A 22,495-nucleotide genomic window follows, 5' to 3' on the forward strand; every position below is an offset into this window, starting at 1 on the left:
TCCTCCTTCGCCACATGCCGCCTGGCCTTTATTCCACCCAAGTATAGTCACAGCTCGTCGTTGCCTGCGACGGCGGGTCACCACAACCCCTTTCATCCAACGCAACGCGAATCGTGTAGCCACCGGCCGGGGCGGTGGGGGACAACTGGGGGCTTACGGTGGCAGTCGGAACTGAAACATTCGGCGCTGCGGCGGGCCGGCAGGCGATGATCGCCCACGGGGCGAGGACGACCAGGAACACGGCCACGGCCGCCCGGCCCGGCGACCGCAGGAAGGGCAGCCGGGCGAGCACGCGATCACGGACCGGACCAATAGCCGCAGGGTGGCCTCCAAGATGGCCTTGGCCGCTTGAACCTCAGTGCTGGGAATCCCGCAGTTTAGGTGCCGGCGCAGGGCGTCGATGGCCTCCTCTGAAGCTGCGATAAGCCGGCGGTAGGCGAGGGGGTTCGTCTTCAGGTGATCCGGTCGTAAAGCCTCTTGACAGTGCTGTCGCCCCCGGCCACAATGATAGAGGAGCCCGTGCTCAACAGGAGGCGACTATGGAGCGTCCCTGGTATCGCTTCTATGATCCTGGCGTTCCACGTTCCTTACAATATCCCCCCATCCCCTTCTTCCGTTTCCTCGAGGACTCCGCGCAGCGGTTCCCGGATCGCCCCGCCCTCCTCTTCAAGCCGGCGCATCAAGGGTTCGCCGGGAGCACGATGACCTACCGGGAACTGAACGCCCTTTCCGACCGCCTGGCGGCCGCCCTCCACCACGAACTGGGGGTCCGCAAAGGGGACCGCGTCGCGCTGATCATGCCCAACACCCCCCAGTTCGTCATCGCCTACTTCGCGGTGCAGAAGATCGGCGGCGTCGTGGTGGCGACCAACCCCATCTACACCCCTCGGGAGCTGGAATACCAACTGGCCGACTGCGGGGCGACCGTGGCCATCGTCCTCAGCCGGATCTACGAGCGGGTGAAGGGGATCCAGGCCAACACCTCGGTGAAACGGGTTGTGGTCACCCACATCAAGGAATACATGAGCCCCCTCCTGAAGGTCCTCTACACCCTGGCCCGGGAGCGGAAGGAAGGAGACCGGGTGGCCCTGCGCGATGCCGATGTGTGGTTCCAGGACTTGCTGCGGCGCTACCGGCCGGAGCAGCGCCCGGCGGTGGAGGTGGGGCCGGACGATGTGGCGATCTTCCAGTATACGGGCGGGACCACGGGGCTTTCGAAGGGAGCGGTGGCCCTTCATCGCAACATCGTGGCCAACGTCCTCCAGGTGCGGGCGTGGGATCCCCAGATCCGGGACGGCCAGGAGGTGGTAATGGGGGCGCTGCCCCTCTTCCACGCCTACGGCATGATCGTGGCCCTGGGCTTGGCCATGCAGTCCGCCGCCACGCTGGTCCTGGTCCCCAACCCGCGGGACCTGCCTACGTTGCTGGATGGGCTGCAGCGTTACCGGGTGACGATGTTCCCGGGCGTTCCCACCCTCTACAACGCCATCAACAACCATCCGGATGTGAAGGCGGGCAAATACAATCTGCGCACCATCCGCGGCTGCATCTCCGGGGCGGCCCCGCTGCTCCTGGAGATCAAGCGGCGCTTCGAGGAGATCACCGGGGCGAAGTTGGTGGAGGGCTACGGCCTCTCGGAAGCCCCAACGGCCACCCACTGCAACCCGCTCTACGGCGTGAACAAGGAGGGGAGCATCGGGATCCCGCTCCCGGACGTGGACGCTAAGATCGTCAGCCTGGAGGATGGGGTGACCGAGCTGCCGCCCGGGGAGATCGGGGAACTGGTGCTGCGGGGCCCGCAGGTGTTCCAGGGCTACTGGAACCGGCCCACGGAGACGGCGAACACCCTCCGGAACGGCTGGCTTTACACCGGCGACATCGCCCGCATGGATGAGGACGGCTACTTCTACATCGTGGACCGCAAGAAGGAAGTGATCAAGCCGGGCGGCTACCAGGTCTGGCCGCGGGAGGTGGAGGAGGTCCTGGCCCAGCATCCCAAGATCAAAGAGGTGGCCGTGGCCGGCATCCCGGATCCCCACCTGGGGGAGGCGGTGAAGGCCTGGGTGGTGCTCCACGAGGGCCAGACGGCGACGGTCGAGGAGATCCGGGAGTGGTGCCGGGACCGGCTGGCTCCGTACAAGATCCCACGCCACATCGAGTTCCGGAACGAACTGCCCAAGTCGATGGTGGGCAAGGTCCTGCGCCGGGTGCTGGTGGAGGAGGAGCGGGCCCGCGGGCAGCCGGCGGGATGAGGGAGGGCCGCCCCCCGCCCACCGACATCGGTTTTCCACGCCCGCGGGCCCCGCGGCCTAGGCGGGGAGGGCCCGCCGCAGTTCGGCGGCGTGGTCGCGTTCGTGGTTCCCGATGTGGTAGAACATCTGCTCCACCGTCATCATCGCCCCCATGGCGTGCTGGCCCTCGATGTCCAGTTGCTCTTCCGTGAGGGAATCCAGAAGGTTCAGCAAGGCCTGGCGGGAGGCCTCCAGGTCCTTGAGGAGATCCTCCGGCGTCTGGCCCTCGCGCTTCTGGACCTGGCGTTCGTTCCAGAGGTCCAGGTTGAAGCCCTCCGGCATATAGCGCTCGCCGGCCAGGACCCGCTGGATGCGGGACATCTGGCCGATCTCGGCGGCGGCCAGGTGGGCGAGCACCTGGCGGGCTGTCCATTTCCCGGGCTCCCCCTGCACGGGTTTCTCCCAGTCGTCCCCCCGGATTCGGGAGGCAATCTCCAGCACCTCCGCACGGGTCTGCTCCAGATGCGCTCGGATCGCTGCCTTGCGATCGCCCATGGGTCCCTCCTTCGTTTGACAGGTTGAGAACGAAGGCCTTCGCCTCCAGCGATGCCACGGCCCCGGGTTGTTCCCCGGCGGCCTTAATTTTTATTTTATGTCAGATGATGCCCACCATCCACGACCAGGACGAGGCCGGTGATGTCGTCGGCCTCCATCAGGTAGCGCACGGCGTGAGCGACCCCTTCGGGGCGCACGGCCCGGCCCATGGGGACCCTTCGGAGCAGCCGTGCCCAGCGCGCTTCCTCCCAGTGGACCGGCTTGAGGACAGGGCCTGGGAGGACCGCGTTGACCCGGATGCGGGGCGCCAGGGCCAGGGCCAGGGCCCGGGTGAGGGCCACCAGGCCGGCTTTGGAGACGCTGTGGGCCAGATAATCCGGCCACGGCCGAAGGACAGAGCCGTCGACAAGGTTGATGATCACGCCCTCCTCCATATGGCGTGCGGCGGCTTGGGCGCAGAACATCGGCGCCCGCAGGTTGAGGGCCATGACCTCGTCCCACCGCGCTGGGGTCACCTCATGCCAGCGATCCGCCTGCATGCTCGCTGCCCCGTTCACCAGCCCGTCCAGCCGCCCGAACCGACGCACCACCGCCTCGATCAGCCCCGGGATTCGATCGACCTCCCGCAGGTCCGCCGCGAAGGTCTCGGCGTCGACCCCCAGGGCCCGGATCTGCTCCGCTGTCTCCCGGGCCTCCTCCGCCGAACGATGATAATGGACGGCGATGTGGGCGCCGGCCTGGGCCAGCCCCAGGGCGATGGCCCGGCCCAGCCGGCGCCCCGCCCCGGTCACCAGCACCACTCGTCCCCGCAGATCCATCCCGGCCTCCTCCCTCCCGAGGGGCGTCACCGACCCCGGCGCTGGAGAGCCCAGCGGGCTGCCACCAGGTCCTGGACGGCGAGGCCGACGGACTTGAAGACGGTGATCTCCTCCGGCCCTTGGCGGCCGGGCCGCCGCCCGGCGGCAACCTCCCCCAGTTCGATCAGGTCCGCCTCCCGCAGGACCCCCTGCCGGATGGCGTGGACGATCTCGCCTGCCTCCGCCAGGGCGGCCGCCCGGGAATCCACCACCACGCGGGAGGCCCGCCGGAAGACCGTCTCGTCCAGTTCCCGCATCTCCAGGGTGAAGGACCCGATGGCATTGATGTGGGTCCCCGGCCGCAGGGCGCGGCCGTCGAACACCGGCTGGGCGGCGTTGGTGGCCGTGCACACGATCTCCGCCTCCGCCACCGCCGCCTCGGGGGTGGGCGCCACCGCGATGTCCTCCGGGACGCCGTCCTGGCCCCGCATCTCCTCCACCAAGGCCCGGGCCCGCTCGGGGGTGCGGCTGTAAACCCGCACCCGGCGGATGGGCCGGACGGCGCAGACGGCCAGCAGTTGCGTCCGGGCCTGGGCGCCGGCGCCGATGAGGGCCAGGGCGCTGGCCTCCGGCCGGGCCAGGAGGTCGGTGGCCAGGCCGGAGGCGGCTCCGGTGCGCCACGCCGTGAGAAACGTCCCGTCCAGCAACGCCATCGGCGCGCCGGTCTCCGGATCCAGCATCACCACCAGGGCATGGATCGTCGGCCGGCCGCGGGCTGTGTTGCGGGGGAAGACCGAGACGATCTTCACCCCCAGGTCGTGGGGGGGAAGGTAGCCGGGCATGAACAGGGCCACCCCGTCCTGCTCCGGGATGGGGATCTGCAGCCGCTGGGGGATGTGGGCCTGGCCGCTGCTGAAGGCGATGAAGGCCTCGCGCATCGCGGCGACGGCCTCCCGCATCGGCAGGGCCCGACGGATCTCGTCCGCGCTGAGGAACGGCAGCAGCATTCGCCCCTCCTTTCGGCGTCTTCCCGGAAGAAGCCGGATCCTCAGGCGCCCAGTGGGCGTCGCACCGTTTGCTGGATGGGGATGCCGCGGCGGAGCCATTCGGCCACGAACCGCTCGGGGTCCACCGCCCGCTCCAGCGGCACCGCCCCGCGGGGCATCTCGCCGCGGGCCATCCGGTGGTCCGCCAGGAGGCGGACGCGCTCCAGGTGCCCCGGGTAGCGCACCGTCGCTGGTCACGAAGGCCTCGCAGGTTCCCACCGGCGGCGGGAAGGTCACCGCCTCCGGCTCGCTCAGGGCGTCCACTGCCACGATCTTCCCGCCGCGGAGGAAGGTGGCCTTGCCGGTGTATTCGGCGGTGAGCCCGGCGATGGGGAAGAAGAGCCGGTAGCCCAGGGGCCCCCTCGGCCGTTGGGGGAGCCCGCCGCACCAGATGCGGACGTGGCGGGGCCGGTCCATCTGGCGCATGGCGTAGACGGCCAGCGTGTTGCCCAGGCCCGGCATCAGGCCGCAATCCGGGATGAGGGAGACGCCGGCCTCGCGGGCGGGCTCGTCCAGGGCCAGGATCTCCCACGTGGTAGGGGTGTGGCCGCCCAGGTCGCCCAGGGAGGTTCGGGCCTGCAACGCGGCACGGGCAACGCGCGGGTTGAGGTGATAAGGGACCGCGCTGACGGCCGCATCCATCGGCCGCAGGAACGTGACCAGCGTCGCCTCGTCGCGGACGTCCAGGGTCACCCCGTAAGCGATGGGTCGTCCCAGCAGAGCGTTCAGGCGGCGGGCAGCCTGCTGGGCTCGCTCCGGGTCCCGGTCGGCCAGCCAGATCCCCTCCGCCTCCCCGAAGCGCGCCAGGTCGTAGGCCGCGGCCGTGCCCTGCATGCCGGCGCCGATGATGGCGCAGCGGAATCCCATAGGGGTCGTGCCTCCTGAGCACGGATGGACGATGATCTTACGCCTCGGCGGGTTCCTCCAGGGCGGTCTCCAGGAGCTCCAGGGCTGCTTCCACCGCGCGGGCTTTGTTCTCTTGGCGGTCGGAGCCGCCGGTGACGCGGCGCACCTGGATCCCTTGCGGGCCGGCCAGGGCCACGTAGATCTCTCCCGGGGGTTTGCCCTCCTCCGGGTCCGGGCCGGCGACGCCGGTGATGGCGAGGGCGAGGTCGGCCTGGAACAGGCGGCGGACGCCCTCCGCCATCTCCTGGGCGGCCTGCGGGCTGATGGCCCCGAAGCGGGCCAGGGTCTCCTCCCGGACGTTGAGGAGGCGGGTTTTGATCTCGTTCCAGTAGGCGATCACGCCGCCCAGAAAGTAAGCGGAGCTGCCCGGGACGTTCGTCAGGCGGTGGCCCAGCAGGCCGCCGGTGCACGACTCCGCCACCGCCAGCCGCCAGCCCCGCCGTTTCAACGCCTCCCCCACCCAAGCCACCCGATCCATGGCCTTCGGGCTCATCCCGGCCGACGCTCACCGGGAGATGCTCAGCGGGAGATAAGCGGTGACGATCCAGTTGGGCCGATCGACCACCTCTCCAGGGGGACGCAGATGTCTTCCCGGAAGAAGGTGTGATCGCCGGGGGAGCGGGAACAGATGGGTCCGGGCCATGGCACACCTCCCCGGAGGCCTCTTCTGCCTCCATTTTAGCCGGGATCGGGATCCGTGGAGGAACGGTGCGCTGCGGGCGGGTTCCGGTTAAACTCGGTGGCGATCGCGCATCCCCATCTTCCCTCAGGAGGAGACCGATGGCGCCGATGGTCCAGCGGGTGGCGTTGATCGGGTTCGGGGCGGTGGGCCGGGCCTTCGCCCGCCTGTTGCTGCGCAAGGATGCAGAGATCCAGCAACGCCACGGGCTGGCGATCCGGGTCACCGGCATCATCACCGCCCGGCGGGGCGCCGCGTGGGATCCGGAGGGCCTAGACCTGGCCGCCGCCCTGCGGGCGGTGGAGGAGGGGGGAGGCCTGAGCCCCCTGAGCCGGAGCCCCGCGCCGGCGGAGACCATCGCCTTCATCGAGCGGTGCCCGGCCGACGTGGTGGTGGAGATCACCGTCCTGGACCCGCGGACCGGCCAGCCGGCCACGGACCATGTACGGGCTGCCTTGGAATCCGGCCGGCACGTGGTGACCGCCAACAAGGGCCCGCTGGCCTTCGCCTACCGGGCCCTGCGAGACCTGGCCCGCTCCCGGGGCCGGGCCTTCCTGTTCGAGTCCACGGTGATGGACGGTGCCCCGCTGTTCAGCATGGTCCGCGAGGGGCTCCCGGCGACCCGCATCCAGGGCTTCCGGGCCATCCTCAACAGCACCACCAACTTCATCCTCACCCGGATGGAGGAAGGCCTTTCGTTCGAGGAGGCGGTGCGCCAGGCCCAGGCCATCGGCATCGCCGAGGCAGATCCATCGAATGATATCGATGGATGGGACGCGGCGGTCAAGACCTGCGTGTTGGCCAACGTGTGGATGGAGGCGGACCTGCGGCCGGATCAGGTGCAGCGGGAGGGGATCCGGGGGATCGGCCCGGCGGACCTGGAGGCGGCCCGGCGGGCGGGGCGCCGGATCAAACTGGTGTGCTCGGCAGAGCGAACGGAGGACGGTCAGGTGAGGGCGCGGGTGGCCCCCGAGGCGGTCCCCCTGGAGGATCTGTTGGCCCACGTGCGCGGGACCTCCTCGGTGATCACGCTGCGCACCGACACCCTCAAACAACTCACCCTGATCGAGCACGAGCCGGAGCCCATGCAGACCGCCTTCGGGTTGCTGGCGGATCTCGTGAACGTCGCCCGGGGGCACTGGGGATGAGGGGAGCGGAGGCCTGCGGGGCGGCTCACGGCGGGGCCTTCCGCCGCCAGATCTGCGCCCGGGCGTCCTCGTATTCCTTCTCCCAACCGGGGTCCTCCGCGAGGGCGCGCGCCAGTTCCGGCTGAAGGACCTTGTCCAGGAGCACGCGATCGATCCCGTAGTGGTCCAGGAGGGCCGGGTGGCGGACCGCCTGGGAGATCCGCAGGTAGTCCAGCCAGAGTTCGTAAGGGTAAAGTTCCACCCGCGGGTCCACGAAGACCTTCTCCCCCGGCAGGGCCCAGATCAGATAACTGCCGTAGCCCATCTCGTTGAAGAGCCGGCCGCCGGGATGCGCGCGCAGGTATTCTGCCGCGTAGACCGGCGTCTCGACGCCCACCAGGGGCCCGGCGGGGCTGCCCCGCCAGACCTGTTTCCAGTAGGCGGCGGGCAAGGGCAGGCGCTCCACCCACCAGGGCTGGGCGGCGAGGACCGGCAGGAAGAGGGTGATAGCCAGGCCGGTGTTCAGCCGGCGGGGTGGGGGAGGGGGCCATGGCCACGGCGGCAGCCACCCGGCCAGCAGATGGGCCAGCATGGGCATGGCCACCATCCCGAACCAGATCACATAGCGTTGCCCGCTCCAGGCCAGCCAGAGGAAGGCGAGGAGCAGGATCTGCTCGGCCGGCGCGAGGCGGTGGCGGGAGCCGGCCAGGGCCAGGATCAGGATCAGGATGCTGAGATAGAAAAGGACGTTGGCGACGCCATGCGGCGTCGGGGAGGCCCACTCGACCACCAGGGTCTGGCTGGGGCGGTCCGTGAGCAAACGGTGGACATAGCCCAGGATGCGGGGCCCTTGGGGGTTGAGCAGCAGTGCCAGCCCGGTCAGCAGCCCGCTCCCCACCAGGGGCCCCAGCGGCGGGGCGCCGGCCCGGCGTCCTCCCAGCCGCTCCATGCCCACGCCCAGCCCGATCAGGCCCAGGAGGACGGGGCCGAGGACGAAGGCCCCGTGGGCGTTGACCCAGAAGGCCATCAGCGGGGGAAGGACGAACAGCCATCGGGGGGACAGGCGTCCTTCGCGGTAGCGGGTTAGTAAAAGGTAGAAAGCCAGGAAGGGCAGCCACGACCAGATCTGGGGCCGGACGATCAAGTTGTTGAGGGCCATGCCGGCGGCCAGGGCGGTGGCCAGGGCGGCCAGGCGCCAGGAGCCGCTGCGGCGCCGGGCCTCCAGCCCCACCAGCCCGAAGGCGAGAAGGGCGAGCCCGTTGCGGACGAAGATCACCAGAGGAAGCCCGCCGGCGCGGTAGAGCAGGTAGAGCAGGACCTCCCCCAACCACGCCCCATAGGTGAAAGGAGCCTCGGCGGGGAGGGTCCAGCCGAACATGTTGGCCGCCGGGAGGCGCCGCTCCGCGACGATCAGGGCCCCGATCCGCAGGTGCCACCAGAAGTCGTTGGGGGGCAAGGGGACCAAGGCGACCACGAAGCCGAAGGCGGCCAGGACGACCAGGAGCCAGAGGGGCTCGAGGGGCATTGCCCCCCATGCCCTCGGCCGATCCATCCGCCGGGTCCCCACCATCGGTCCTCCCTCCTTCCCGCAGGTCGCCTTTCCAGGATAGCACGGCCGTCGTGAACTCCGGCGGGCTGGTGGGGCCGCCTGCGGAACCCCTTGGCTCGCTGCGCGGAACAGCCCTCTTCCCCTTGACAGCTCCTCGGTTTTGAATACAATGGGGGGCTGCACACGTGTGCAAAGGAGGGGCCGTGGGCCGGCGCGTTCCCCGGCGGATCTCCATCAAGGACATCGCCCGGCGGGCGGGGGTCTCCCACTCCACGGTCTCGCGGGCGCTGCGGGGCAGCCCCCTGGTGAACCCGCAGACGGCGGAGCGGATCCGGCGCCTGGCCGCCCGCATGGGCTACGTGCCGAACGCGGCCGCCCGCAGCCTGGCCACCGCCCGCACCGGGATCGTCGGCCTGGTGATCACTACCCTGGCCGATCCCTTCCTGGCCGAGATCGTCCGCGGGGTGGAGGAGGTGGCCCTGGAGTCGGGCTACCGCCTCTTCCTGGCCACCTCCAACGCCGACCCGGATCGGGAACTGGCGGCGGTGCGGGCCCTGGCCGAGAGCCGTGTCGAGGGCGTGATCGTGGCCTCCTCGCGGGTGGGCGAGTTGTATCTTCCCCACCTGGAGGCCCTGGGGGTTCCCATCGTGCTGATCAACAACCAGCGGGAGGGGCCCTTTCTCCACTCGGTGGCCGCTGACAGCCGGCAGGGAGCCCATCTGGCCATGGCCCATCTGCTGGCCCTCGGCCACACCCGCATCGGCTACATCACCGGCCCGCCGGCCGCCCGCTCCAACCGGGAGCGGCTGGCCGGTTATCGGGAGATGCTGGCGGCGGCGGGGATCGATCCGGATCCGGAGTGGATCGTGGAGGGAAACGGCCGGCCGGAGGGCGGGGAGTGGGGGCTGCAGCGGCTGCTGGCCTCCTCCCGGCGGCCGACGGCGGTCTTCTGCTACAACGACATGACGGCGATCGGGGCCCTGAAGGCCGCCCGGGCGGCCGGCCTGCGGGTCCCGGAGGACCTCTCCGTCGTCGGCTTCGACGACATCCTCTTTGCGGCGTATACGGAGCCTCCGCTGACCACCGTGGCCCAGCCGAAGTATGAGATGGGGCGGACGGCCATGGGGCTGCTGCTCCGCCTGTTGGAGGGGGAGCAGGCGCCCGTCCACCTGCGGCTGCCCTGCCGGCTGGTGGAGCGGGCCTCGTGCGCGCCGCCCCCGCAGGAGCGCCCTGTCCGATCCCTCTCCTTTGACGAAAGGAGGTTGCCATGACCCGCCGGATGCTCCATGGGCTGCTCGTCGTCCTCGCCATGGCCCTGGCGCTGGGCGCCTGCGCGCCGGCCGCCCCGCCGACCCCGGCCCCAGCCAAGAAGGAGTTTACCTTCTACATCGTCTCCCATGGCGGCCCGGCCGATCCCTTCTGGGGGGTTGTGATCAAGGGGATGAACGAGGCCGCCCAGCGCTACCCCGTCGAGGCCAAATACTTCGGGCCGGAGAAGTTCTCCATCCAGGAGCTGGTGAACCTGCTCAACAGCGCCATCGCCGCCAAGCCCGACGGGCTGGCGGTGACCATCACCGACCCCAAGGCGCTGGATGAGCCGCTGCGGCGGGCGATCCAGCAGGGCATCCCCGTGATCGCCATCAACGTGGCCGATCCCCGTCCGGAGGGGGAGCGGATCCCCTATTTGTTCTACATCGGCATGGACGAATACCTGGGCGGGCTCCGGGCGGCCCAGCGCATGCTGGCGGTGCGCACGCCCAAGCGGGCTGTGTGCGCCATCCACGAGGTCGGCCACGTAGGCCTGGAGGCCCGCTGCCAGGGCTTCCTGGACGGAATGAAGGAAAAGAACGTGCCGGTGGAGAAACTGGACATCGGCACCGACCCGACCAAGGCGGTGGAGGCCCTCAAGGCCTACTTCACCCGCAACCCGGACACCGACGCCCTCCTCACCCTGGGTCCCCTGGGCACCGACCCCGCGGTGAAGTTCCTGAAGGAGAACAACCTGGTCGGCAAGGTCCTCCACGGGACCTTCGATCTGCATCCCGGAACGCTGTCAGCCATCCAGGAGGGGGTGACGTTGTTCGCCATCGACCAGCAGCAATACCTGCAGGGCTACATGGCCGTCACCTGGCTCTATCTCTACAAGAAATACGGGCTGCGGCCGGCCAACGATGTGCTGACGGGGCCAAGCTTTGTGGATAAGGACAACGTGGGCCTGGTTGAGGCGCTGATTAAAGCGGGCATCCGGTGAAGCGGGATGGGCCCGGAAACGGTGGAGGCGCCCTCGACGTTGGCGGCCCGCCGTCGGGCCCCTGCGGCCCGGCTGGCGGCGTTGCGGCGCTCGCCGGAGGTGGGGGCGCTGGCTGGCTTCCTGGCGGTCTTCCTCGGGTTCTCGGCCGTTGCCCCCCACTTCCTGACGCTGGACTCCCTGGCGGGGATCATGACCATCGCCGCCGAACTGGGGCTGGTGGCCATCGGCGTCACCCTCCTGATGATCGCTGGGGAGTTCGACCTCTCCGTCGGCTCCGTCCTGGGGGTCTCGGCCATGGCCTTCGCCCTGATGGCCCGGGCCGGGGCCCCCCATCTGGTGGCCTTCCTGGCCGCCCTGGCCCTGGCCGCCGCCATCGGCGCGTTGAACGGCTGGGTGGTGACCCGGGGCCGCTTGCCCTCCTTCATCGTCACCCTGGGATCGATGATGTTCTGGCGAGGGGTGTTGCTGGCGGTGACGGGTGGCTTCCCCATCGCCTACGAGGGGACCTCCGCCCTTTTCTTCGCCCTCTCCGGCCGCCTGCCCGGGGGGTTCCACGCCTCCGCCCTGTGGTTCCTGGCCCTCGCCCTGGCGGCGACGGTGGTCCTCACCCGCACGCCCTTCGGCAACGCCCTCTTCGCCAGCGGCGGCAACCCCCAGGCCGCCCGGGCCCTGGGGGTGGACGTGGACCGGGTCAAGCGGATCGGCTTCGTCCTGACGGCGGTGCTGGCCGCGTTGGCCGGCATCATCCAGTTCGCCCGCTTCGGCTCGGTGGACCCCCTGCGGGGGGAGGGGGTGGAACTGGAGGCCATCGCCGCCACGGTCACCGGGGGGACGCTGCTCACCGGCGGCTACGGCAGCGTGATCGGCACCGTCCTGGGCGCCCTGATCGTGGGGATGGTCCGCAACGGGCTGGTGCTGGCCGGGGCGCCCGCCTATTGGTATCGCGCCTTCATCGGCCTGATCCTGGTGGTCGCGGTGATCATCAACCTAAGGATCCGGCGGCGCTGAGGAGGGACGGGATGGCGGAGGGGCGTTGGCTGGTGGAGATGCGGGGCATCGTCAAGCGCTTCGACGGGGTGGAGGCCCTGGCCGGTGTGGATTTCACCGTCGGCTATCAGGAAGTCGTGGGCCTGCTGGGAGACAACGGGGCCGGCAAATCCACCCTGATCAAGGTCCTCACCGGCGTCCTCCCGCCGGACGCCGGTGAGATCTACTTCGACGGACGGCCGGTCCGGTTCCGCTCCCCGCGGGAGGCTCGGGCCTTGGGGATCGAAACGGTCTACCAGGATCTGGCCCTGGTGGAGATGATGAGCATCGCCCGCAACTTCTTCCTGGGGCGCGAGCCGGTGCGGTTCATCGGCCCCTTGCCCGTCCTCGACATGGTGGAGATGGAACGGACCACGCGGCGGGTGCTGGAGGAGATCGGCATCCGGGTCCGGTCGGTGTGGGAGCCGGTCTCCGTGCTCTCGGGGGGCGAGCGGCAGTCCATCGCCATCGGCCGCGCCGTGCATTTCGGGGTCCGGCTCCTTATCCTGGACGAGCCGACCTCTGCCCTCTCCGTCCGGGAGACCCGTAAGGTGCTGGGCTACGTCGAGGAGGCCCGCCGGCGAGGCCTCTCAGTGATCTTCATCACCCACAACATCTACCACGTGTATCCGGTGGCTGACCGGCTGGTGATCCTGAGCCACGGCCGCAAGATCGGGGACTTCCGCAAAGGGGACATCTCGCCCGAGGCCGTGGCGGAACTGATCGCCGGCGGGGCGATCCTGCCCGAGGAGGGAAGGCCATGAAGGCGTTGGTGGTGGAGGCGACGTGGGATCCGCGGCCGGATTATCCCCTCTCGGATTGGGAACGGGAGACCGGGAAAGCCCTCACCGGCGCCAGCGTCTGGCGCCATCCCCGCTTCGCCGTCCAGACGGTCCCGGATCCGAGCCCCGGCCCGGACGAGGTGGTGATCCGGGTGAAGGCCTGTGGGGTGTGCGGGTCGGATCTGCATTTTTACGAGACCGATGCCGAGGGCTACATCCTGTATCCGGGCCTGGTGAAGTTCCCGGTGATCCCCGGCCACGAGTTCTCGGGGGAGGTGGTGGCTGTGGGCAAGGCGGTGCAGGGCCTGCGGCCGGGGGACATGGTGGCCTCGGAGGAGATGTTGTGGTGCGGGTTCTGCACGCCGTGCCGGAGCGGGTTCTTCAACCACTGCGCCAACCTGGAGGAGTTGGGCTTCACGGTGCCCGGGGCGATGGCGGAATACGTGGCCGTCCAGGCGAAGTATTGTTGGAAGATCGATGCCATCGCCGAGCGCCTCGGGGACGTGGAGAAGGCCTACGAGGCCGGCGCTCTGGTAGAGCCGACCAGCGTGGCCTATAACGGCCTTTTCGTGCGAGCAGGGGGGTTCCGCCCGGGGGCCTATGTGGCCGTGTTCGGGGCGGGGCCCATCGGCCTGGCGGCCATCGCCCTCGCCCGGGCGGCCGGGGCGGGGAAGGTGCTCGCCTTCGACGTCAGCGAGCCGCGGCGGGCCATGGCCCTCCAGATGGGGGCCGACGCCGCCTTCGACCCCCGCGAGGTCGCCCCCAGCGAGGCCGTCCGGTCCCTCACCCGCGGGGAGGGGGCCGACGTCTTCGTCGAGGCGGCGGGGGCGCCGACGCGGACCCTTCCGGAGATGGAGAAGGCCCTGGCCATCAACGGGCGCATCGTCGTCATCGGCCGGGCGGCCGAGCGGGTGCCGCTCTATCTGGAGACTCTGCAGGTGCGCCGGGGCCAGATCGTCGGCAGCCAGGGCCACTCGGGCGACGCCATCTTCCCCAGCGTGATCCGGATGATGGCCGCCGGCCTCATCGACATGACCCGGATCATCACGGCCCGCTACCCCCTGGATCGGGCGGTGGAGGCGGTGGAGCGGCTCCGCCGGCGGGTGGACGCCAAGATCCTCATCCAGCCGGAGAGGCGGGAGGCCGAGCCGGCGGCCGCAGCCGTCGCCTGAAGGAGGGACCCATGGCCGATAGGATGCCGGCGATCGTCTACCAGGGGGAAGGCCGCTGGGCGCTGGAGGAGCGGCCGACCCCCTCCCTGCGGAACCCGGACGACGTGCTCCTGGAGGTGGAGGCGTGCGGGATCTGCGGGACGGACCTGCATATCCTGGAGGTGCCCCCGGGCCATCCGGCGACCCCGGGTGTGATCCTGGGCCACGAGGTGATCGGCCGCGTGGCGGCGGTCGGCCCGGCGGTGACCCATCTGCGCCCGGGGGACCGGGTGGCCGTGGCGCCGAACCTTTTCTGCGGCCAGTGCCGCTTCTGCCAGCGGGGGCTCTACAACCACTGCGAGGGCTTCACCACCCTGGGGATCTTCCGGGACGGGGGCCTAGCGCCCTACGCGGTGGCCCCGGCCCGGGCCCTGTTCCCGATCTCCCACGAGGTGCCTTTGGAGCGGGCGATCTTCGCCGAGGTGCTCTCCACCGTGATCGGAGGGACCTTGTTGGCGCGCCTGCATCCGGGGGAGCAGGCAGTGGTGCTGGGCTGCGGGCCGGTCGGGCTGCTCTTCCTCCAGGTCCTGCGGGCGAGCGGGGCAGGGGTGTTGATCGCCGCGGACATCGCGCCGTTCCGGCGGGACTTCGCCCGCCGGGCTGGGGCCGATCTGACGGTGGACCCCCGGGAGCAGGATCTGGAGGCCCTGGTGCGGGAGGTCACCGGGATCGGGGCGGACCTGGTGGTGGACGCCGTCGGATCGCTGATGGGGGTGGCGCTGCGGCTGGCCCGGCCGGGGGGCACCGTGATCCTGTTCGGCATGAACGCCCAGGCCCGCTCGGAGATCGCCCAGTATGACATCACCCGCCGCGAGTTGCGGGTGGTGGGGAGCTACGTCGGCCGTCACACGTTCCCGCTGGCCATCCAGATGCTGGAGCGCGGGGTGATCCGGACGGAGACGTTGCTCACCCATCGCCTGCCCCTCTCGCGGTTCGGCGAGGGCCTGGCGCTCCTGCGCCGCGGGGAGGCGGTGAAGGTGATGATCGTCCCCCGCGAGGAAGGGCCGGGCGCCCGAAGGATCGAAAACCATCCTTGAAGGAGGCATGCGCGATGGGCAAGTGGCAAATCCCGCCGGAGGGCGGCCACATGGATCGGCCGACGGGGGTTTACTTCCAGAACATGACCGGCAAGCAGGTCATGGAGCGCCTCCAGCAGAACGACCTGATCATCATCCCGGTGGGGGCCACCGAGGCCCACGGCCCCCACGCCCCCTATGGGGAGGACGTCTTCCTGGTCACCCGCATGGCCGAGCAGGTGGCCCTGCGCACAGGATGCACGGTGAGCCAGCCTCTGTGGTTCGGCTCCCATCCTTACCATCACATGGGGATGCCGGGCACCATCGTGGTCCCCGAGGACACCTTCATCGAGATGTTGACGGCCATCATCGCCGGGTTCTGGAACGCGGGCTTCCGCAAGCAGATCATCCTCAACGGCCACGGCCAGGAATATGTCATCCCCATCGCCATCCATCGGTTCGCCAAGACTTACAAGGTGCCGGCGGTCATCGTCAATGTGAACTGGTATCACGCCATCCCTGATCACTTCAAACTCAAATCCGAGGGCGGCCCCTACGAGACCCATTTCATCCACGCCGACGAAGTGGAGACCAGTTGGAGCCTGGCGTTGTTCCCGGAGTTCATCCGGATGGAGGACGCAGTGGACACGGAGCCGTATAGTTTCCTCCCCACGGACAGCGAGCACATCGACAAGGCGGGGAACCTGTTGCGCAAGCCCATCGCCTGGTATGCCCAGGTGGGCCTGCGGCCCATCGAGGTGAAAGCCTATCGGCCCGGGGTGGTGGGCAAGGCCACCCTGGCCAGCGCGGAGAAGGCCCGGCCGGGCGTGGAGCAGCTGTTGGACTACCTGGAGAAACTGGTGCGGGACATCCTGGAGGCGTTCCCGCCCGGGAAACTGCCGCCCCTGGAGGGGGTCACGGAGCGGGAGCGGGAGATGCTGGAGCCCTATCTGAAGATGCCCTTCGAGCCGGGCTGGCGCAGCCTGTATGAACTGCACTACCCGATGTGAAGGAAGTCTCCTATGGTCCTCTCCCCGGATCCGGGGATCCAGGCGTTGGCGGATCTCCTCCGGCCCCACGGGTTCCAGCCTATCCCGACCTCGTGGCGGGAGGTCCCCGGGCGCGGGTGGGTTTTTGTGGCCCGCGGGCCAGCGGGGAAGGCCCTGGGATGGGCGTCGCCTGATGAGCCGCCGTTGCGCGGGGGCTTTCTCCCAGAGGCCCTCCGCTGGGATGCCCTGTGGGTGAATCTCTACCCGTGGACCTGGGAGAACTACCAGGCCTTGCGGGCGCTCCTCCCGCTGTCCCCCGGCCGGTGCCAGCGGCCGGCCTCCTTCGGGGCTGGGGACCGGCTGGGGTGGGCGACGGCGGCTCAGGTGGCAGCCCTCCAGCGCTACCCGGTCTTCCCCGTGCTGGCCCAGCAGTCCCCCCGGGAGCTGGCCCGCACGAAACGGGATTTCCGGGACGTGCTGCTGGCGGCGGCCCTGGGGGTGTTGGAGGCCGGTTATGCCGGCCCCTTTGGGGCCGACGCAGACCATCTCCAGGAGGAGGACCAACTGCGCGCGGCGGCGGCGGCGGGCTACTCGCTCTACACGTTCGACCTGCGACGGGCCCTGGCGCGGGGCCCCCGGCCCCGCACGGCCCTCTCCTCCGTCGCCCGGGCGGTCATCGCCGAACTGGCCGGGCGCCGCCTCGCGGTCCCTGGGGGGCACCTCGTTCTGGAGGAGGACCGCCTGGCGGCGGCGGCACAGGTCTATGAGGAGGCGCTGGCGGCGGTGATCCGGGGCACGGAGATCTTGCGGGAGATGGGGATCGAGGCGGACCTCGAGATCTCGGTGGACGAGGCCGAGGCAGAGACCACCCCCGAGACCCACGCCTTCATCGTCCGCTACCTGCAGCGCCACGGGGTCGCCCTCTGGAGCCTGGCGCCGCGGTTCCCGGGGACCTTCGAGAAGGCCGTCGATTACGAGGGAGATGTGGAACGCTTCGCTCAGGCGGTGGCGATCCACTACGCCCTGGCCCGCTCCCTGGGCGGGCACCGCCTCAGCCTGCACTCGGGGAGCGAGAAGTTCCGGATCCTCCCCATGTTCCGCGCCCTCACCGAAGGGTATTTCCACGTCAAGACCTCGGGGACCACCTGGCTGCAGGCGGTGTGGGTGATCGCCCGCCATCGCCCGGATCTCTTCGCGGCCCTCTACGTCACAGCCCGGGAGTCCCTGGAGGAGAGCCGGCGCGATTACCCTGTCCGGCTGCGGGCCGAGGACCTGCCGGCAGATCCCCCTCCGGACCCGGAGGCTGCCCTGGGGAGCCGGGCGATCCGACAACTGTTCCACATCTCCTACGGTGTGCTGCTCGAGCGCCACGGGGCGCGTATCTATGAAACGCTGGCGCAGTTCGAGGCGGCGCACATGGCCGCCGTGGCGGCCAACCTGGAGCGCCACCTGGAGGCGCTGTTCGGAGGTTGAGGGCGGGGGCATGCGGGCGCGCATCGCCATCGTGAACTCCAGCAGTTTCGGCCTCCGCTTCCCCGAGCACCTCCATCGGCTGGCGGCCCTGGGGGAGGTCCACCGCTTCACGCTCCCGGCCGATATCGAGGGCCGGGCGCTGGCCGAGGCCCTGCGCGGCTTCCCCATCCTGATCGCCAGCGTCACCCCCCGCTTCGGGCCGGAGTTCTTCGCCCACAAGGACGAGACATGGCTCATCGCCCGACACGGCATCGGGGTGGACAACATCCACCTCCCCTCCGCCACCGAGCGGGGAGTGCTGGTCACCCGGGTCACCCCGTGGATGGAGCGCGACGCGGTGGCCGAGATGACGGTGGCCCTCCTGCTGGCGGTGCTGCGGCGCCTCCCCGAGGCCGCGGCCGCTGTCCGCGAGGGGCGATGGGCGGAGCGGGCCGCTTTCGTCGGACGGGAGCTGCGCGGCAAGGTGGTGGGGGTGATCGGCTTCGGCAACATCGGGAGCCGGGTGGGGGAGATCCTGGCCCGGGGTTTCCAGGCCCGGGTGCTGGCCTATGATCCGCATCAGCCGTCGGAGGCCATCCGGGCGGCCGGCGCCGAGCCGGCCGATCTGGAGACCGTGCTGCGGGAGTCGGACGTCCTCACCCTCCACGCCGAGTTGAACGCCTCCACTTACCACCTGCTCTCCCACGAGGCCTTTGCGAAAATGAAGCCCGGTGTGGTCCTGGTGAACACCGCCCGGGGCGAGCTGATCGACGGCGCGGCCCTGCTGGCGGCCCTGGAGCGCGGCCAGGTGGCCGGGGCGGCCCTGGATGTGGTGGAGGGGGAGCCCATCGGGCCGGAGCACCCCTTGCTCCGCCATCCCAACGTCCTCGTCGTGCCGCACATCGCCGCCTACACCGAGGAGGCTTTGCGGCGCATGGGGGAGAAAGTGGTTTCGGATGTCGAGCGTGTGCTGCGCGGGGAGCCGCCCGAGGAGGTGGTGAACCCCGAGGTCCTCCCCCACGCCCGGGCCCTGCGTCGTTCCGCCCGCGACGGGTGAGGGGCACGCTATGCAGGTCCTGGCGGTGGACATCGGCACCACCCGCTTGAAGGCCGGGCGGCTGGACCTGGAGGGGCGTCTGCACCGCCTCGCCGTCCGCGCCATCCCGTTGATCCAGGATGGGACCGGCCGGGCCGAGCACGATCCCGAGGCGGTCTGGGAGCAGTTCGTGGCGGCGGCGCGGGAGGCGGCGGAGGGAGGAGCGCCCGCGGTCCGCTGGCTGGTCCTTTCCACCTATCAACTGGGTCTGCTCCCGGTGGATGGGGAAGGGCGGCCGCTGATGGGATTGATGACGCTCCTGGACACCCGCCCGCGCGAGACGTTCCCGGGGCTGCTGGCCCGGATGGACCCCCAGGACCTCTACCGGCGCACCGGATGCCCGCCGGTCTTCCAGTATCCCCTGGCCAAACTGGAGTGGCTCCGGGCTCGCCGGCCGGAGATCTTCCGGGCCGCCCGCTGGTTCCTGGGCCTGAAGGATTTCCTCTTGCTGCGGCTGATCGGGCGCCCGGTCACAGAGCCCTCCCTGGCCACGGCCACACAACTGATGAACGTGCACACCCTGCGCTGGGATCCGGAGGCCCTGGCCCTGGTGGACCTTTCGGCGGAGCGGCTGCCGGAGGTGGTTCCCCCGGAGGCCCGCCTCGGCCCGCTGCGACCGGAGGCGGCGGCCGCCCTGGGCCTGGGCGCCGCGGTGGAGGTGATCGCGGGGGTGTATGATGGGGGGGCTGTCGGCCTGGGACTGGGGGCGCTGGTGCCGGGGGTGGGGGCGATGAACCTGGGGACCACCGCGATGATCCGCGTGGCGGCCGATCGTCCTCTGCTCGACGGCAGCCCGCGGATGCGCCTGCAGACCTATTACCTGGCGCAGGGACGGTGGTTCCCGGGGGCCGCTCTCAGCAACGCTGGCCTCGTCCTGCGCTGGCTGCAGGACGTCCTCGGGCGCCGGGATGCAGCGCCCGAGGCTTTGGCCGAGGCCGAGCCCACGGACTTGCTCTTCCTCCCCTTCCTCGCCGGGGAGCGGTATCCGGGGATCAGCCATCAGGCCTCGGGGGTGCTTTTCGGCCTGCAAGCGTATCATGGGCCCGGACACCTGGTCCGGGCGGCGATGGAAGGGGTGGCTTTCGGCATGCGGCTGATCCTGGAGGCCCTGCGGGAGAACGGGCTGGCGCCGCTTCGCCTGCGGGCCGGCGGCGGGGGGGCTCGCTCAGCCCTCTGGATGCGCATCCTCGCCTCCGTCCTGGGAGTCCCAGTGGAGGTCCCGGAGGTCCCGGAACCGGCCCTCCTCGGGGGTGTGCAGGTGGTCCGGCTCGCCCTGGGGATGGAGGACGCGATGGCCTCCCTTCCACCGACGCCTTTCCGCCGCTACGAGCCGGTGTCGGAGTGGGTTCCAGTCTATGCCCATCGGTTCGCGGCGTTCCAGGCGCTGCTCGCGGATCTGGAGGCAGCCTTCCGGCGACACGGGTTCGGGACGCAACCTCTTTCCGGATGAGGAGGGACCATGGAGGGGCGATGCGAGATCGGAGTGATCGGGATGGGGGTGATGGGCCAGAACCTGGCGTTGAACCTGGCCCGCCACGGGATCCCGGTTTGCGTATACAACCGCACCGCAGAGCGGACGGAGGCCTTCATGCGGGAGCGGGTGCGGGAGGAGCCCATCGCCCCGGCTCACACGCTGGAGGAACTGGTGCAGCGCCTGTCCCGCCCCCGTCGCCTCCTCCTGATGGTCCAGGCCGGCCCGGCGGTGGACCAGGTGCTCGAGGCCCTGGTCCCGCTGCTGGAGCGCGGGGACGTGGTGATGGACGGAGGGAACTCCCACTACGCCGACACGGAGCGCCGGATGCAGGCACTGGCGGCCCGCGGGATCCACTTCCTGGGGATCGGGATCAGCGGTGGGGAGCGGGGGGCCCTCGAAGGGCCCTCGCTGATGCCCGGGGGATCCCCGGAGGCGTATGCGCGGGTGGAGCCGCTGCTCACGCGGATCGCCGCCCGGAGCGAGGAGGGGCCGTGCTGCGGCTACATGGGGCGGGGCGGCGCCGGCCATTACGTGAAAATGGTCCACAACGCCATCGAGTATGCCTTCATGCAGGGGATCGCCGAGGCCTATGATGTGATGGGCACCGCCCTGGGGTTGTCGGCGGAGGCGATCGCCGAGGTCTTTGAGCGGTGGAACGAAGGGAACCTGAACGCATATCTGGTGGGATTGGCGGCCCGGGTGCTTCGGTATCCGGATCCGGAGACCGGGGCACCGCTGGTGGAGCGGATCCTGGATCGGGCGGAGCAGAAGGGGACAGGGCGCTGGGCGGCCCAGAGTGCCCTGGAACTGGGGGTGCCCGCCCCGACACTGATGGCGGCGGTGGTGGCCCGCACCCTCTCCCACTTCAAAGCCGACCGGGAGCGGATCGCGGCGGGCTTCCCCTGGCCGGACGGCTGGCCAGCCACCGCGCCGGGGGACGAGGTGGAGGCCCTGGCGGATCTGGAGGCGGCCCTCAACCTGGTGGTCCTGACCGCCTTCTCCCAGGGCCTCTGGTTGCTCCACGAGGCCTCGCGGGCGTATGCCTACGGGGTGGATCGGGGGGAGGTGCTCCGGGTGTGGCGGGCGGGGAGCATCCTTCGGGCCCGCTGGTTGGGCTTCCTGCGGGAGGTGGTGCGAGAGGACCCGGAGGATCCCCATCTGCTGTTCAGCCCGCGGTTCCGGGCCGAGATCCGGGACCGGCTGCCGGCGGCCGGGAGGGTTCTGCGGCTGGCCTTCGCCCATGGGATCCCGATGCCGGCCCTGAGCACGGCCGTCGATTACGTGCTGAGCATGCGCCGCTCCCGGCTGCCGGCCAACCTGATCCAGGCCCAGCGGGACGCTTTCGGCGCCCACACTTACGAGCGGATCGATCGGCCTGGCGTGTTCCACACGGACTGGGAGGGTTGAAAGGACGGCCTCCGGCCGATGGCCCGTGGGATGGGATCTGAAGGCATCGGCGTGGGGTGGACGGATGGGCCTGCTGGAAGCGTTGTTCTCGCTGAAGGGTCGGGTGGCGGTGCTGACCGGCGGGGCGGGCGTTCTGGCTGGCGCCATCGCCCGCGGCCTCGGGCTGGCGGGCGCCCGGCTCGTGCTCACCGATCATTACCCGCCGGAGGGGCGTCTGCAGGAGCGCCTCCAGGCGCTGCGAGAGCTGGGGGTGGAGGCCTACGGCTATCGCATGGACGTGCTGGATCGGTCCGAGATCGAGGCGGTGGCCGAGCAGATCCGCCGGGAGGTGGGGCCGGTGCACATCCTGATCAATCTGGCCGGCGGGAACCTCCCCGAGGCCACGGTGGGGCCGGAGCGCTCGTTTTTCGACCTCCCCCTCGAGGCGCTGGAGCGGGTGGTGGCGCTCAACCTCTTCGGGGGGGCCATCCTCCCCAGCCAGGTCTTCGCGCGGCAGATGGTCGAGATGGGCGAGGGGGTCATCGTGAACGTCGCCTCCATGGCTGCCTTCCGCCCGCTGACCCGGGTGGTGGGCTATGCAGCGGCCAAGGCGGCGGTGGTCAATTTCACCCGGTGGCTGGCCGTGCACCTGGCCCAGACCTATTCCCCCCGCATCCGGGTGAACGCCATCGCGCCGGGCTTCTTCCTCACGCAGCAGAACCGCTACCTCCTGATTGACGAGCAAGGGAACCTCACGCCCCGGGGGCGGGCCATCCTGGAGCACACGCCCATGGGCCGCTTCGGGGACCCGGAGGACCTGGTCGGGACGGTGATCTGGCTGGCCTCCCCGGGCAGCGCCTTCGTCACCGGGGTGGTGGTGCCGGTGGACGGCGGCTTCGACGCCTACGCGGGGGTGTAAAGG

At 70.3% G+C, this 22,495-nt stretch carries 19 protein-coding genes; 14 read left to right on the forward strand and 5 right to left on the reverse strand.

What is annotated here, in order from left to right; all coding sequences use genetic code 11:
• The first annotated feature begins 539 nt into the window (after positions 1 to 539).
• Positions 540 to 2,252, forward strand: a complete 1,713-nt coding sequence (locus tag C4313_RS06000) for a long-chain-fatty-acid--CoA ligase (protein WP_352428961.1) — start codon at positions 540 to 542, stop codon at positions 2,250 to 2,252.
• 57 nt (positions 2,253 to 2,309) lie between these two features.
• Here the strand turns inward: C4313_RS06000 and C4313_RS06005 are convergent, their stop codons facing one another.
• The 4 genes from C4313_RS06005 to C4313_RS06020 form a co-directional block, all read right to left on the reverse strand.
• Positions 2,310 to 2,786 (reverse strand): DinB family protein, encoded by a 477-nt coding sequence (locus tag C4313_RS06005; protein ID WP_352428962.1) that lies wholly within the window; start codon positions 2,784 to 2,786, stop codon positions 2,310 to 2,312.
• A gap of 95 nt (positions 2,787 to 2,881) precedes the next feature.
• Positions 2,882 to 3,604 (reverse strand): SDR family oxidoreductase, encoded by a 723-nt coding sequence (locus C4313_RS06010; protein WP_352428963.1) that lies wholly within the window; start codon positions 3,602 to 3,604, stop codon positions 2,882 to 2,884.
• Positions 3,605 to 3,630: 26 nt separating this feature from the next.
• Entirely contained in the window at positions 3,631 to 5,496 is a 1,866-nt protein-coding gene (locus C4313_RS06015) for a saccharopine dehydrogenase NADP-binding domain-containing protein (RefSeq protein WP_352428964.1), read from the reverse strand.
• 37 nt (positions 5,497 to 5,533) lie between these two features.
• On the reverse strand, positions 5,534 to 6,028 hold the full coding sequence (locus C4313_RS06020; RefSeq protein WP_352428965.1) for a CinA family protein: 495 nt from the start codon (positions 6,026 to 6,028) through the stop codon (positions 5,534 to 5,536).
• Between the two features lie 287 nt (positions 6,029 to 6,315).
• On the opposite strand from C4313_RS06020, the gene C4313_RS06025 reads away from it, so the two are divergent.
• Positions 6,316 to 7,362 (forward strand): homoserine dehydrogenase, encoded by a 1,047-nt coding sequence (locus tag C4313_RS06025; protein WP_352428966.1) that lies wholly within the window; start codon positions 6,316 to 6,318, stop codon positions 7,360 to 7,362.
• Between the two features lie 25 nt (positions 7,363 to 7,387).
• Here C4313_RS06025 and C4313_RS06030 read toward each other — a convergent pair whose 3' ends face one another.
• Complete coding sequence (locus tag C4313_RS06030) at positions 7,388 to 8,911, reverse strand: hypothetical protein (RefSeq protein ID WP_352428967.1); 1,524 nt, start codon at positions 8,909 to 8,911, stop codon at positions 7,388 to 7,390.
• A gap of 182 nt (positions 8,912 to 9,093) precedes the next feature.
• Between C4313_RS06030 and C4313_RS06035 the strand changes: the two genes are divergently transcribed.
• The 12 genes from C4313_RS06035 (at position 9,094) to C4313_RS06090 (ending at position 22,492) form a co-directional block, all read left to right on the forward strand.
• Positions 9,094 to 10,161, forward strand: coding sequence for a LacI family DNA-binding transcriptional regulator (locus C4313_RS06035; protein WP_352428968.1), 1,068 nt, complete (start codon positions 9,094 to 9,096; stop codon positions 10,159 to 10,161).
• Positions 10,158 to 11,141 (forward strand): sugar ABC transporter substrate-binding protein, encoded by a 984-nt coding sequence (locus tag C4313_RS06040; RefSeq protein WP_352428969.1) that lies wholly within the window; start codon positions 10,158 to 10,160, stop codon positions 11,139 to 11,141. Before C4313_RS06035 ends, C4313_RS06040 begins: the two co-directional genes overlap by 4 nt.
• A 6-nt stretch (positions 11,142 to 11,147) precedes the next feature.
• The gene (locus tag C4313_RS06045) at positions 11,148 to 12,149 is read left to right on the forward strand and encodes an ABC transporter permease (RefSeq protein ID WP_352428970.1); all 1,002 of its coding nucleotides are present in this window, start codon (positions 11,148 to 11,150) and stop codon (positions 12,147 to 12,149) included.
• A gap of 11 nt (positions 12,150 to 12,160) precedes the next feature.
• Positions 12,161 to 12,931: an ATP-binding cassette domain-containing protein gene (locus tag C4313_RS06050; RefSeq protein ID WP_352428971.1), complete on the forward strand. Its 771-nt coding sequence runs from the start codon at positions 12,161 to 12,163 to the stop codon at positions 12,929 to 12,931.
• Positions 12,928 to 14,121, forward strand: a complete 1,194-nt coding sequence (gene iolM / locus C4313_RS06055; protein ID WP_352428972.1) for a scyllo-inosose 3-dehydrogenase — start codon at positions 12,928 to 12,930, stop codon at positions 14,119 to 14,121. The genes C4313_RS06050 and iolM overlap by 4 nt, the downstream gene beginning before the upstream one ends.
• 11 nt (positions 14,122 to 14,132) lie before the next feature.
• The gene (locus C4313_RS06060) at positions 14,133 to 15,197 is read left to right on the forward strand and encodes an alcohol dehydrogenase catalytic domain-containing protein (protein WP_352428973.1); all 1,065 of its coding nucleotides are present in this window, start codon (positions 14,133 to 14,135) and stop codon (positions 15,195 to 15,197) included.
• Between the two features lie 14 nt (positions 15,198 to 15,211).
• The gene (gene iolN / locus C4313_RS06065; protein ID WP_352428974.1) at positions 15,212 to 16,186 is read left to right on the forward strand and encodes a 3-dehydro-scyllo-inosose hydrolase; all 975 of its coding nucleotides are present in this window, start codon (positions 15,212 to 15,214) and stop codon (positions 16,184 to 16,186) included.
• 12 nt (positions 16,187 to 16,198) lie between these two features.
• Positions 16,199 to 17,638, forward strand: a complete 1,440-nt coding sequence (locus C4313_RS06070) for a tagaturonate epimerase family protein (protein ID WP_352428975.1) — start codon at positions 16,199 to 16,201, stop codon at positions 17,636 to 17,638.
• A gap of 10 nt (positions 17,639 to 17,648) precedes the next feature.
• Positions 17,649 to 18,674 carry a D-isomer specific 2-hydroxyacid dehydrogenase family protein gene (locus C4313_RS06075; RefSeq protein WP_352428976.1) on the forward strand — a complete coding sequence of 342 codons (1,026 nt, stop codon included), beginning with the start codon at positions 17,649 to 17,651 and terminating at the stop codon, positions 18,672 to 18,674.
• A 10-nt stretch (positions 18,675 to 18,684) separates the two neighbouring features.
• Positions 18,685 to 20,163 (forward strand): gluconokinase, encoded by a 1,479-nt coding sequence (locus C4313_RS06080; RefSeq protein WP_352428977.1) that lies wholly within the window; start codon positions 18,685 to 18,687, stop codon positions 20,161 to 20,163.
• A 9-nt stretch (positions 20,164 to 20,172) separates the two neighbouring features.
• Positions 20,173 to 21,594, forward strand: coding sequence for an NADP-dependent phosphogluconate dehydrogenase (gene gnd, locus C4313_RS06085; protein ID WP_352428978.1), 1,422 nt, complete (start codon positions 20,173 to 20,175; stop codon positions 21,592 to 21,594).
• A gap of 64 nt (positions 21,595 to 21,658) precedes the next feature.
• Positions 21,659 to 22,492, forward strand: a complete 834-nt coding sequence (locus tag C4313_RS06090) for an SDR family oxidoreductase (protein WP_352428979.1) — start codon at positions 21,659 to 21,661, stop codon at positions 22,490 to 22,492.
• The last annotated feature ends 3 nt before the right edge of the window (positions 22,493 to 22,495 follow it).

Source organism: Thermoflexus sp. (assembly GCF_040289485.1).
GTDB lineage: Bacteria > Chloroflexota > Anaerolineae > Thermoflexales > Thermoflexaceae > Thermoflexus.

Excerpts from the sequence above, each read along its gene's own strand:
- C4313_RS06075 (WP_352428976.1), top strand. The coding sequence starts at position 17,649 with ATGCGGGCGCGCATCGCCATCGTGAACTCCAGCAGTTTCGGCCTCCGC.
- gnd (WP_352428978.1), top strand. The coding sequence starts at position 20,173 with ATGGAGGGGCGATGCGAGATCGGAGTGATCGGGATGGGGGTGATGGGC.
- C4313_RS06015 (WP_352428964.1), bottom strand. The coding sequence starts at position 5,496 with ATGGGATTCCGCTGCGCCATCATCGGCGCCGGCATGCAGGGCACGGCC.
- C4313_RS06080 (WP_352428977.1), top strand. The coding sequence starts at position 18,685 with ATGCAGGTCCTGGCGGTGGACATCGGCACCACCCGCTTGAAGGCCGGG.
- C4313_RS06025 (WP_352428966.1), top strand. The coding sequence starts at position 6,316 with ATGGCGCCGATGGTCCAGCGGGTGGCGTTGATCGGGTTCGGGGCGGTG.
- C4313_RS06060 (WP_352428973.1), top strand. The coding sequence starts at position 14,133 with ATGGCCGATAGGATGCCGGCGATCGTCTACCAGGGGGAAGGCCGCTGG.
- C4313_RS06070 (WP_352428975.1), top strand. The coding sequence starts at position 16,199 with ATGGTCCTCTCCCCGGATCCGGGGATCCAGGCGTTGGCGGATCTCCTC.
- iolN (WP_352428974.1), top strand. The coding sequence starts at position 15,212 with ATGGGCAAGTGGCAAATCCCGCCGGAGGGCGGCCACATGGATCGGCCG.
- C4313_RS06090 (WP_352428979.1), top strand. The coding sequence starts at position 21,659 with ATGGGCCTGCTGGAAGCGTTGTTCTCGCTGAAGGGTCGGGTGGCGGTG.
- C4313_RS06040 (WP_352428969.1), top strand. The coding sequence starts at position 10,158 with ATGACCCGCCGGATGCTCCATGGGCTGCTCGTCGTCCTCGCCATGGCC.
- C4313_RS06005 (WP_352428962.1), bottom strand. The coding sequence starts at position 2,786 with ATGGGCGATCGCAAGGCAGCGATCCGAGCGCATCTGGAGCAGACCCGT.
- iolM (WP_352428972.1), top strand. The coding sequence starts at position 12,928 with ATGAAGGCGTTGGTGGTGGAGGCGACGTGGGATCCGCGGCCGGATTAT.
- C4313_RS06020 (WP_352428965.1), bottom strand. The coding sequence starts at position 6,028 with ATGAGCCCGAAGGCCATGGATCGGGTGGCTTGGGTGGGGGAGGCGTTG.
- C4313_RS06045 (WP_352428970.1), top strand. The coding sequence starts at position 11,148 with ATGGGCCCGGAAACGGTGGAGGCGCCCTCGACGTTGGCGGCCCGCCGT.
- C4313_RS06000 (WP_352428961.1), top strand. The coding sequence starts at position 540 with ATGGAGCGTCCCTGGTATCGCTTCTATGATCCTGGCGTTCCACGTTCC.
- C4313_RS06050 (WP_352428971.1), top strand. The coding sequence starts at position 12,161 with ATGGCGGAGGGGCGTTGGCTGGTGGAGATGCGGGGCATCGTCAAGCGC.
- C4313_RS06010 (WP_352428963.1), bottom strand. The coding sequence starts at position 3,604 with ATGGATCTGCGGGGACGAGTGGTGCTGGTGACCGGGGCGGGGCGCCGG.
- C4313_RS06030 (WP_352428967.1), bottom strand. The coding sequence starts at position 8,911 with ATGGTGGGGACCCGGCGGATGGATCGGCCGAGGGCATGGGGGGCAATG.